We start from the raw sequence: 10,933 nt of genomic DNA on the forward strand, positions 1-10,933 counted from the left end.
GACCCCTTTGAAGAAACTAGTGTTGGTGCTCATTGCATTTCTGGGGATTGTGTGCTGGACGCACGGTCAGGTGGTGAGTGCAGCCACAGATACAGGTACGTTAAATATCAACAAGCGCGTGGCCGCTAGTGGCGAGGGTGTGTCCCAACAGACGGTGCCGTTGGGCGGTGCCCGTTACCAGGTGACCCGCATCGTCGCACGCAGTAGTGTTCCCATTAACGCGCAACAGCCACGGACTTATCGCGCTTTGGCTGGTAGACAAGCTTTTAGTATAGTGGTGACCACGGATGCGGAGGGTATGGCTCAAGTTGACGGGTTGGCCCTGAATGCCACTTATTTAGTCCAGGAACTAAGTGGACCGGGAGTGGTTACACCGGCAGGCCCGGTAGCGCTAGTGTTTAACACGACGCACCTCATGTACACCTACACTCCCAAGTCAGGCTTAATGGTGCCCACTACTCCCAGTGAGCACCGGCTGCCGAACACCTTTGAGCCCGTTGGGAACGGTGGTCATCTTCACAAAGGAGCGCACATCCTGCAAACGGGTGGGCAATACCGAACGCCAGGCTTACTAGTGTTAGTAATGATGCTGGTCCTTATGGGCATGCCATTGCTGGTACGTGCAGTTTGGCACAGGATGCGTACAGTCAACGATTGATGATAAGCGAAAGCCCCTATCCTTGCTTGGGCAAAGGTAGGGGCTCTTTTGTGTGGACACATGCACCACCTTGTTTCGGCATGGTGGTGTGTCATGGAGGACTTTATGCGCGCGGCAACTGCGTGCTTAACAGGTCGATAATGCCGCTGTTCGCACTCGGAAAGGCAAAAATCTGTTGTTGAAGCTGGGTGCTGGTGTAGTGCCCGTTGATAATCAGTGTCAGCAGGTTGATCAGCTCCTCGGCATCGTCAGCGTACACGCTGGCGCCGGCTAGGTAGCCTCATGGTCGAACACCAGTGTCATTTCGGCGTCCAGCGCGTGCTTGTACTCAAAGGCGAGTTGTTGGCCGAACGGAATGACCTGGGTGCGATAGTTGTCCGTATCCTGCGCAGCAGCGCTCGGTGTGACGCCGACTTGTGCGATCCGGGGCATGGTGAAGACCACGCTAGGGATGGCCGGGTAGGCAATCGGGGTGGAGTTACCCAAAATAGTACCGGCAATGTAGTTGGATTCAAAGGTGGCCGTTGGGGTCAACTTTGGTTGTACTTTATTGATGACGTCGCCACTGGCGTAGATGTTCGGTACAGCCGTCTGCAGGTGGTCGTTAACGGTAATGCCGCGGCGCGAAGCTCAATGCCCAACTGTTCCAGACCGAGGTTCTCTACGTTAGCCACGCGTCCGGTTGCACCCAGCACGTAGTCGGTCTCAATGGTCAGGCCACTCTTGGTGGTGACCGTCAAGCCCTGCTGGCTGTGGGCAATGCTGGTGACGGCTTCACCAAAATGGAACTGCACGCCCTGCTGGGTCAGCTTAGCTTGCAGTTTGGCCACGTAGTCCGGGTTAAATCCGTTCAGGGCGTGGTCACTAAATTCAACGATGTGGACGTCCCGGCCCATGGTGGCGGCCATGGCGGCGAATTCCATGGCGATGATGCCAGCACCAATAAAGGTGATGCGCTGTGGCATGTCTGGCAAGTCCAGGAAGGCCCGACTGTCGTGAATGTATTCTTTACCCGGAATATCTAGCGTGGCGGGACGCTGACCCGTTCCCAGGACGAAGTTGTCGGCAGTGTAGGTGTCCCCACCGACTTTGACCGTATGTGCGTCGACGAGGGTGGCGTCACCGGTGATCATGGTGATACCCATTTGGGTAAATAGTTGTGTCATGGTCGGGGCGAGCGGGTCGATGACCTGGTGCTTGTAGGTCATGAGGCCGGCCAGTCGATGGTAGTTGTACCGGTCACACCGCTGCCAGCAAAGCGGTGAAGTTGCTCGGTGAGCTGAAAGGCGCCATCTAGGGCAATCTTGCGTCACAGCCATAATTGGTGCAGGTACCGCCAACGAGGTCGCGTTCGACAATGGCCACGTGTTTACCCGCCTGTAGTAGTGCCACTGCGGCGTGCCAGGTTGCGTGACCCGAGCCAATCATTATTACGTCATAATCCAAAGTTGTTTCCTCCTAATAATTATTAATCGTGCACGACTGATACGGTGGAAAGCAACCGCCCTAGTTGTTCAGGGCGGCAATCAATTTTTCGTTCAGTGCGAGCGCCTCGCGGTAATCATCCAGTGTCAGGGCGTAGTGACCCAAGCAGTCCGCTAACGTTTGGTGAATCGGGTCCTCGTTAGCACGGGCCTGGTCGGTGAGGCTGACGATCAACCGCCGCTTATCTGTAGCCGGATGGGTGCGGTTGACCCAACCACTTTGGGCCAACCGACGAACGAGGGGCGTCAGCGTGTTGGAGCTGAGGTGCAAAGTTACGCCCAGTTCCCGTAGCTCCTGGTGGTCGTGTTCCCACAACGCCGTGAGCAGTAAGTATTGCGGATAGGTGAGGCCGTATGGGCTCAGCGCCTCCTGGTAGAACTTGTTAAAGAGTCGGTTAACGTTGTAGACGCTGAAGCACAGTTGGTCCGCTAAATGAACATGAGTAGACATGATTTCCTCCGTATCAGTCGTGCACGATTGAGATTAGTATAGGGCTTACCCGCCAATAAGGCAAATGGCGGATAATGTCACATATAATTGACATAAGCAAGTACAGGTAGTATCTTATTGGTGTCAGATATATATGACAGTTAAGCGCGAGGTGGCAGAATGAATCATGTACGTGAATATCGTCGTGCACGGCACTTATCGCAGTTAGCACTCGCTAACGAAATTGGGGTTGCCCGGCAGACGGTTAACTTGATTGAGAACGGTAAGTATAACCCCTCGCTAGACCTTTGTTTGCGGTTAGCGTGGGTGTTGGGGACGGATTTGAACACCTTATTTTGGAGGCAGCAAGATGAAGCAGACCAAAGTTAGTTGGAACGACCGGCTGATCAAGTGGTTCTTTGGTATCCCGGGTGTGGTGGACGAGCACATTCGGGCCGCGGTTGGTCGCACTGCAGTTTGGGGCTTAGTGTCAATATTTCTCTTTGACTTACTCAGTAGCTTTGCGTTGAGCTTGTATGCGGTCAAAGCTGAGCAAGTTAACTTTGAACACCTGTTTTACGTTGCATTAATAACGCAGATGGTGGGTCTATTCGTGGTGGTAGTGGCGGTGGTGCTATTACCGTTGGAGCGCACTGATATCTTTTGGCAAGAAGTCAGTCCCGCGCAGCAGAAGCAGGCCGTGCGGAAGCTCCGACGGCGGTATGCCTACCTACTGCCCATTATTTTCATTGCGGAGTGGTTGCTGAACACGGCGATGGACTACGACCATGGTAGTTTCTGGCGGTTGATGTTCAGCTGGCGCGAATTACATCCAGCCTTGAGGTTTGTCATCATACTGGGTATTGTAATGTATGCTTATGAGCGCTGGCGCATCCGTACGGTCAAGGATGATGATTGAGGTGGCAAAGTGGTTGTGGTAGGTACAGCCACTTTTTTTGTTGGACTTGATTAATTGGTATTGGCTTCAGTCTCGCGGTTGAGCTGACGTGCAGCCTCCGAGTGGCAGCGCGCACGCCTGGAGGGGTTAGTACTGCCCTGTCATGTCGCTGGATCTGAAGGCCTAGTGGTATTGGGCTTCAGTCTCTCGGCTGAGCTGACGCGCAGCCTCCGAGTGGCAGCGCGTACGCCCTGAAGGGCTACGCGCTGCGCAATTTCACAAAAAAAAGTCCACCATTCACTAACTAATACCATTATAATGAAATCATTCTATTAAGCGGGGTGTTGGCGATGCATACACATAGACGGCTCCATATTTCTACCAGTTGGCAAATCCTCATTGGCCTGATTCTGGGCCTCATCTTGGGAACCGTTTTCTACCAAAATAAAACGGCAATTACCGCCATGAACAACGTGGGGACCATGTTTATCGACCTGATCCAAATGATTGTTTTGCCCATCGTGATCTCCTGCCTGACCGTGGGTATCGCCAGCATGGGGGATGTCCGCAAACTGGGTCGCGTTGGCGTGAAGACCCTGGTCTACTTTGAAATCATCACCACCATCGCCATCATCCTCGGGCTCGTCATTGCCAACGTGTTCCATCCGGGAACCCTGGTCAACATCAAGTCACTGACGGCGACCAACATTAGCCAGTACGTAGCCAGCGCCAAAACGGTAGCTAAGGATGGCAGCCTCTGGACGTTGGTCAAGAGCATCATCCCCACCAACATCTTTGCCTCGCTCAGCGCCGGTAACATGATGCCCATCATTTTCTTCTGCGTGCTATTTGGGCTCGGTACGGCGTCGCTCGGCAGTAAGGGACAAATCATTATTGATTTTCTGGATGCCGTTTCCCAGGTGATGTTCAAAGTCACCAACTGGGTCATGAAGACGGCGCCCATTGGGGTGTGCGCCTGATTGGTGCCACCATTGCGCAGATGGGCCTGTCCGCGTTGAAACCCCTGGGATACTTCATCTTGTTAACCTACGTGGCCTTTGCCTCCTGATTGTGGTGGTCATGGGGCTGACTGCACGGTTGTTTGGCTTACGTCTCGCCACATCTTCAGCGTGATCAAGGACGAAGTGATCCTAGCGTTTTCCACGTCTAGTTCCGAAACCGTGTTACCACGATTAATGGACAAAATGGAAAATTATGGTGTTAGCCGCAGCATTGTCTCGTTCGTCATCCCCACGGGTTACTCCTTCAATCTCGATGGAGCGGCGGTTTATGAGTCGTTGGCCGCGTTGTTCCTGGCGCAGGCTACAACATTAACCTGACGCTGATGCAGCAGTTATCGTTGGTATTGATTTTAATGCTGACGTCCAAAGGTACTGCGGGGGTCAGCGGCGCCGTCTTTGTGGTCTTGCTGGCGACCATGTCCAGCATTGGCGTGCCAACCTCGGGGCTGGCGTTTATCGCCGGTATCGACCGGATTGTTGATATGGGCCGCACCGCCGTCAACGTCTTTGGCAACTCCCTGGCGTCCGTAGTGGTGGCCAAATCGGAAGGTGAGTTTGACGCTGACCAAGCGCAGCGGTACCTTGAGCAGGTACGTGGTCACAACCGGGCCGTTCAGTCCGGTGCGGCCGAATAAGTAATGGGTAGGTGGAATGGATGCAAGCAAAGGTAATTGTGCCAACCGTCGCGGATAAATTAACGGATCACTATTTAGCGCATCACGGGTACCAGGTGCTGACGGTGGCTAACCCGTCGCAGGAGGACATTCTGCGGTTGGCGCCCGATGCGGCCGCGGTGATGATGATCAGCAAGCGCCTGACCAACGATTTGTACGACCAGATGCCCAATCTGAAAGTGTTAGCGCGGCGCGGGGTCGGCTACGATAATATTGACGTTGCCTACGCTGCCAGTCGTGGTGTGTGGGTCACCAACACACCGGGGGCCACGCCCGGGCGGTGGCTGAGGCCGCGTTGATGGACATTCTGTTGTTAGCCCGGAACATCCCGCAGACGCAGGCATGCATGCAGCAAAGCGGCTGGGCGGCCGCGTACGGGTTGCTGGGACATGAAGTTGGCAGTGCGACGGTCGGTATTGTCGGCTTTGGGCACATCGGCCAGTTACTGGCGCAATTACTGACGGGATTGGGGGCGCGCGTATTGATCTATGATCGGCACCCGCGGCCCACGCCCTATGGTAGCTTTGTGACCTGGGACGAGCTGTTCCGGCGGTCGGATTACGTGAGCCTGCACCTGGCGGCGGTACCGGACACCATTCATAGCGTTAGCGCCCACGAGTTTGGGCTGATGCCTGAACATGCGGGGTTAATCAACCTGGCCCGCGGTAGTATCGTGGATGAACCGGCGCTGATTGCCGCTTTGCAGAACGGCACAATTGGTGGCGCGGCACTGGACGTCTTTGCTGAAGAGCCCCTACCGGCGGACAACCCGCTGTGGCATCTACCGAACGTGTTGGTGACGCCACACATTGGCGCCAACACGGAGGAAGCTAACCGCACTATGGCGATGACGGCGGCGCGGATGATCGACCAGGTGCTGTCAGGACAGCGACCAGACTTTCCCGTTAACGAACCGCAATTTAAGTAAACGCACAGCAGGGCGGCCCCATTGACGGGCCGCCCTGTTTGTATTGGTCGTTAAAAGTATTTGCGCCGCTTGAGCCACCACGCCACCATGCCGGTTAATGCGGCTGAAATAGCGAATACGATCCAGAAGCCGCTGGCACCGTGTTGCCAAGGAATCCAGGTGTTTTGGCCCCAAATACCACTGATGATGGGTGGAATTGCCAGCAAGATGGAGACACTGGTCAGCATCTTCATGATGAGGTTCAAGTTGTTGCCCACGATGGCCGAGATGGCCGCGTTGTACTGCTCCAAAATTTGTTCGGTGCTCTCAACCAGGGTCAACCCCTCGTTCAACTCGATGTTAGCCCGGTAAAGGAGCTCACCAGCAGTACTATCGGTCGTGAACAGGTAGTCAACTTTGCGTAACTCCGCCATGACCGACTGCATGTGGCCGAGTGCGGCGCTCAGGTAAACCAAACTCTTTTCCATCGCCATAATTTCGAGCAGCAGGTCGTTGTGGGATGAACTAGTCACCCGTTTTTCCATTTTGCGGGTAGTGTCATCAACGGTATCGGCCGTCGCGGTGAATGCATCACAGACGGCGTGGATGGCGGCCGCGGCAAAGGTGGTGACGGTACCGTGCACTTCGGCGAGCCGCTCCCATTCAGTCAGGATGGGCAGCGGGGCGGCACAGGCAGTGATTAGTAAGTCGTCGTGCAGGATGAAGGCCACCGGCATGGTCTCGTAAGCGGTAATGCCGTTGGCAGTGGTTGTTTGGTACGGAGCACGGATGAGGATCAGCGCTTGGCCATCTTCCTTGTTAGCTAGATCCTCCACTCGGGGGTCAGCGTGACTGTTGGTCACGTCGACTAGCCAGGTCGTGGGGACATCGTATCGCTGTGCCAACGCGTTTGCTTGGGTGCGGTTCAAGTCGTCGATGTGTAGCCAGCGCGCCGGTCGTTCTACGGCGGCAGGCGCTGTTCCTAGTGGGCGTGGTTGTCTCATGTGGTTCACCTCCTAATTCCAGTGTACGGGGGCAACCGTATGTAAAGCAACCGCTTACAATTATTTTCATTTTGGCTTAGTTAGTATGTTATTATTACCCGAGAAGAGGAGGACGAAAAGATGGGTAATGATACGCGTCGGAGCCGGCATCAGCGGCGTCGGCTTGGTTGGTTGTGGGTAACAGCGGCTGTGGTAGTTGTCGTGGTAGTGGCATTGGTAGTTATTCTGGGCCCGATGCTGGCGCAGCAACGGGGACGCAATGTGGCGTCGCAAACACGGGTGACCGTTAAGTCGTCGCGCATGTCTGACGGTGCGGGCAAGACAACTAGTAGTGGTAATGCCGATGCGGCGGCCAGTAGTACTCAGCCGCGTGTTGGACGTGCAACTGATGCCACATCAAGCCAAGATACTTACCAGTATGCCGTTGGGGTTGGCGATTTTGAAGATACGACCTACCGCGGTTATGGGGTTGACGAGCCGGCTTCCATCACTATTAACGCCGCACAGGGGGCAAGCTACAACCATATTCTGACCATTGTGTACCCACAAGATTCGCCAGATCCGCCCATGGTTACCAAAGTAGGGGCTGAAATACAACAAGGTCCCACGACGGAGTTTAGGTTGTTTAGCGGTCACGGTAATGATGAGGAAATTCGCACCGTGAAGGCCAATACGCAGGTTAACGTTGTGACAGCCATTGCTACTGACAACGGGCCAGCGGATGATGGGGCGCGCTACGTTGGTGAGCGCTTTTACCTGTTTTACAATGTACACGGTACGCTTTCCTTAGCGACACCCAACTTTGCGGGTAACGTTACTGAAGATCAGTTTGATGTTAAGGCTGAATACGTACAAGAATAGCTATGGTACTGCAATGACGTGCGACTACGGTATAATAAAAGGCAACATAGTTTACTGAGGAGCACAAAATGAGTACTGACAAGGAATATGACCGCATGTTGGCGGGCAAGTTGTACGTGACGGATAAAATCAAGTCGTTTAACCGCGAGTGGCCCGGCAAGCGCTTGGTGCAGCGAATCAATCAGTTGCCAGCCGACCACGTACAGGAAATTATTGCCTTGGAGCGGCGAATTTTTCAGGGTGAACACGATAACGTGTTTGTCCAGCCACCGTTTGAGGTCGATTACGGCCGGCACATCAAGGTGGGCAAAAACTTTTATTGCAACGTCAACGCCATCTTTCTGGATACCAACTGGATCATCATCGGCGACAACGTAAAAATTGGGCCGCGGGTTAACTTGTTGACGGCGGGGCACCCCATCGATGCGGGTGTGCGGACGAGCCTCTTGGAATTTGCTCAACCCATCGTGATTGGCGATAATACCTGGTTGGGGGGTAACGTGACGGTGTTGCCCGGCGTGACGATCGGTAATAACGTGGTCGTTGGCGCGGGCGCGTGGTGACCAAAGACGTGCCGGACGACGTGGTGGTCGTCGGTACTCCTGCTAGGGTGTTACGCAAGATCACCGACGCGACCGCCAGTACTGGCAGCGACAAGCGGACGAGTATTATCAGGGATAAAAATTAAGGGAGTTGTCAACTGACCGATGGGTTAGATGGCAACTCCCTTTTGAGACTTGGAGTACCGTTGGTGGCAATGATGCGGACGCCAACCGGGATCAATCGTCGCAGCCAGGTTCCACCCGGTACATGATTTCGTGTATACTGGCCTGGGATTAGAATTACGGGAGGGTATGATGAAAGAATTCTTGCAGTTGGATCGCAACCTCAAGCTGCGTATGCTGACCATGTTTCTGGTCGCCATTTTGAATAGTTCCGTCTTACCCAACATGACTATTTATTACTCACATTACTTTGGTACGCTGGTGACTGGGGGCCTGCTGATTGCGGTCTCGGTAGCGAGCTTTCTGGCGGGGCTGTACGGTGGCCACTTAGCTGATGTGTATGGCCGCAAGCCGGTCATGATCGGTGGCGGCCTGCTGATTGCGGTTGGGTACGCCGTGGCTGCGGCCATGAATAGTCCGTGGATTCATGACCCACAGGTGACCTTTATTGGTTTTCTCGTTGCCGGGGTCGGTTCATCAGGGGCCAATCCCGCCGAACAGGCGATGATTATTGACGCGTCGACGCCGGCTAACCGGCAGTACGTATACTCACTTAGCTACTGGATCGTCAATATCAGTGTCATGATTGGGTCGGCGCTGGGCGGCTGGTTCTTTCGCGACTACCTCTTTGAATTACTCACCGGCATGATTGTGGTGTCGATCGTAAACCTGGGCATCGTGAGCCTGGGGATGCGGGAAATTGAGCACGCCACGGCGGCGGTATCCAATTCCCTACGGTCGCTGGTGCACGCGTACCGGGAAGTCATGACCGACCAACGGTACCTCCTATTCTTGATTGGCTGGGTCTTTGCGTGCATCATCTCGAGCCAGCCGGATTACTACTTGGCGGTGCACCTCGGGGCAGACTTTCACCCGACTACCATCATGGGGTTGCACCTCTACGGACAACGGATGCTATCAATGGTCACCATCACGAACACCGTAATGATTGTGGTGCTGATGGGCGTGTTTACCCGCATCAGTCGCGGGTGGCGGCTCGCCCGCACGTATACGTTGGGGGTGACGTTGAGTGCCCTCGGCTTTGCGTCGGCTTTTGTTGGCGACCGGTTCTGGCCCCTCATTTTAAGCGCCGTGATTCTGACGTTGGGGGAAATGTTTGTGGTACCATCCAGCCAAACGCTGCGGGCTGACATGATGAATCCCGCGCGCATCGGGGTGTATTCCGGCGCGATGATGGCGGTCAACCCGTTGGCGTCAGTAATCGCGGGACTACTCGTCAGCGTCTCGGGGTTGCTGGACAACTGGGGCATGGCCGCGGTAATGATTCTGTGTGGACTAGCGTCAATTGGCTTGGTGGGTAGATCCGCGGGGATGCCGGCCACTTATTAGGGCAAAATAAAACGCTCACGGCAACGTGGGCGCTTTTTATATGGCTAAAAGTGTTGAATCATCAGCATGATCAATTTATTCATCCCCATGCTGTAGGCGAGAATCGTCCACGGCTTGCACAGTACGATAATCCACACGAACTTACGCAGGGACATTTTGGTCAACCCTGCGAGCATGCAGAGAAAGTCGTCGGGTGCAACAGGGAGCAGGATGGCGATGGCAAAGAGACGGTCGAACCGCGGCTGGTTGTCCAGGTAGTGTTCGTACTTGTGGACAAACTTCGGGGGGGATGACGGCGTGGATAAACGGCTGACCCACCTGACGCACGATGAGGAACGCTATGACTGAGCCCAGGCCCACGCCAACGTAGTTATAGACAAAGCCCCAGAACGGGCCAAAGATACTGACGGCAGCGACGGTCGTCATACCACCAGGGATGATGGGAAAGGTGACCTGGATAATTTGGAGCCCGATAAAGAGGATGGGTCCCCAAATACCAGCGGTGTGCACCAACGCCTGGATGCGTTCGACCGATGAGAGGATGCCAAAGCGGTAGCAAATGATAGCCAGTGTAATGATGACGGCCAGGCCGCACAGTTGACTGACGCGTTGAACTTTGGTGGAACTCTCCATGCGTTCTGACCTCCTTCGTGGTTTGATAGGACTATTATCGGTTGCCGATGGGGTTTCGACACGGTCTCGACCCAGTTTTAACAAAAAAAGTAGGCTTCCACCGCTATTCCACCTTCATTTTGGCAAAATCTGTCGTCCCTGTCGTGGGTCCAAAGTTGTAACTGTTGCGTTGCCGCTAGTTGGTACTGGCATCCGGGGCGACGGGGTCCGCCCTGCACACACAAACCGGCCCGGTTAGGGTAAAGTACTTATCAACCCATATTGCCAACGTCGCCCAGCTGTCATTG

The 10,933-nt window shown here is 54.6% G+C and carries 11 protein-coding genes and 3 pseudogenes; 9 read left to right on the plus strand and 5 right to left on the minus strand.

Annotation, left to right across the window (positions count from 1 at the left end):
- Positions 1-7 precede the first annotated feature (7 nt).
- On the plus strand, positions 8-658 hold the full coding sequence (locus JCM13996_RS04600) for a hypothetical protein (protein WP_054749998.1): 651 nt from the start codon (positions 8-10) through the stop codon (positions 656-658).
- Positions 659-761: 103 nt separating this feature from the next.
- On the opposite strand, the pseudogene JCM13996_RS04605 reads toward JCM13996_RS04600, so the two are convergent.
- Together JCM13996_RS04605 and JCM13996_RS04610 are read right to left on the minus strand one after the other, a co-directional pair.
- Positions 762-2,086: pseudogene (locus JCM13996_RS04605) on the minus strand (dihydrolipoyl dehydrogenase family protein).
- A 78-nt stretch (positions 2,087-2,164) separates the two neighbouring features.
- Positions 2,165-2,593 (minus strand): MarR family winged helix-turn-helix transcriptional regulator, encoded by a 429-nt coding sequence (locus JCM13996_RS04610; protein ID WP_054750009.1) that lies wholly within the window; start codon positions 2,591-2,593, stop codon positions 2,165-2,167.
- A gap of 159 nt (positions 2,594-2,752) precedes the next feature.
- Between JCM13996_RS04610 and JCM13996_RS04615 the strand changes: the two genes are divergently transcribed.
- The 5 genes and pseudogenes from JCM13996_RS04615 (at position 2,753) to JCM13996_RS04635 (ending at position 6,094) form a co-directional block, all read left to right on the plus strand.
- Positions 2,753-2,962, plus strand: coding sequence for a helix-turn-helix transcriptional regulator (locus tag JCM13996_RS04615; RefSeq protein ID WP_054750011.1), 210 nt, complete (start codon positions 2,753-2,755; stop codon positions 2,960-2,962).
- Entirely contained in the window at positions 2,943-3,491 is a 549-nt protein-coding gene (locus JCM13996_RS04620; RefSeq protein ID WP_054750012.1) for a DUF3278 domain-containing protein, read from the plus strand. Before JCM13996_RS04615 ends, JCM13996_RS04620 begins: the two co-directional genes overlap by 20 nt.
- A gap of 329 nt (positions 3,492-3,820) precedes the next feature.
- Positions 3,821-5,127, plus strand: a pseudogene (locus JCM13996_RS04625) (dicarboxylate/amino acid:cation symporter).
- A gap of 20 nt (positions 5,128-5,147) precedes the next feature.
- Positions 5,148-5,465: a Rossmann-fold NAD(P)-binding domain-containing protein gene (locus tag JCM13996_RS04630; RefSeq protein WP_054750014.1), complete on the plus strand. Its 318-nt coding sequence runs from the start codon at positions 5,148-5,150 to the stop codon at positions 5,463-5,465.
- Positions 5,411-6,094, plus strand: a complete 684-nt coding sequence (locus JCM13996_RS04635) for an NAD(P)-dependent oxidoreductase (protein WP_156321864.1) — start codon at positions 5,411-5,413, stop codon at positions 6,092-6,094. The genes JCM13996_RS04630 and JCM13996_RS04635 overlap by 55 nt, the downstream gene beginning before the upstream one ends.
- A 50-nt stretch (positions 6,095-6,144) precedes the next feature.
- On the opposite strand, the gene JCM13996_RS04640 is transcribed toward JCM13996_RS04635, so the two are convergent.
- Entirely contained in the window at positions 6,145-7,077 is a 933-nt protein-coding gene (locus JCM13996_RS04640; protein WP_054750018.1) for a magnesium transporter CorA family protein, read from the minus strand.
- Positions 7,078-7,197: 120 nt separating this feature from the next.
- Between JCM13996_RS04640 and JCM13996_RS04645 the strand changes: the two genes are divergently transcribed.
- From JCM13996_RS04645 to JCM13996_RS04655, 3 genes and pseudogenes are all read left to right on the plus strand, one after another.
- On the plus strand, positions 7,198-7,938 hold the full coding sequence (locus tag JCM13996_RS04645; protein ID WP_054750020.1) for a hypothetical protein: 741 nt from the start codon (positions 7,198-7,200) through the stop codon (positions 7,936-7,938).
- A 68-nt stretch (positions 7,939-8,006) separates the two neighbouring features.
- Positions 8,007-8,619, plus strand: a pseudogene (locus tag JCM13996_RS04650) (DapH/DapD/GlmU-related protein).
- 173 nt (positions 8,620-8,792) lie between these two features.
- Positions 8,793-10,013, plus strand: a complete 1,221-nt coding sequence (locus JCM13996_RS04655) for an MFS transporter (protein WP_225353468.1) — start codon at positions 8,793-8,795, stop codon at positions 10,011-10,013.
- A 44-nt stretch (positions 10,014-10,057) separates the two neighbouring features.
- Here JCM13996_RS04655 and JCM13996_RS11640 read toward each other — a convergent pair whose 3' ends face one another.
- Positions 10,058-10,231, minus strand: coding sequence for a VTT domain-containing protein (locus JCM13996_RS11640; RefSeq protein ID WP_225353487.1), 174 nt, complete (start codon positions 10,229-10,231; stop codon positions 10,058-10,060).
- Entirely contained in the window at positions 10,155-10,646 is a 492-nt protein-coding gene (locus tag JCM13996_RS04660; protein ID WP_225353469.1) for a TVP38/TMEM64 family protein, read from the minus strand. Before JCM13996_RS04660 ends, JCM13996_RS11640 begins: the two co-directional genes overlap by 77 nt.
- Positions 10,647-10,933: the final 287 nt, after the last annotated feature.

This window comes from Lacticaseibacillus thailandensis DSM 22698 = JCM 13996 (genome assembly GCF_001312865.1).
GTDB lineage: Bacteria > Bacillota > Bacilli > Lactobacillales > Lactobacillaceae > Lacticaseibacillus > Lacticaseibacillus thailandensis.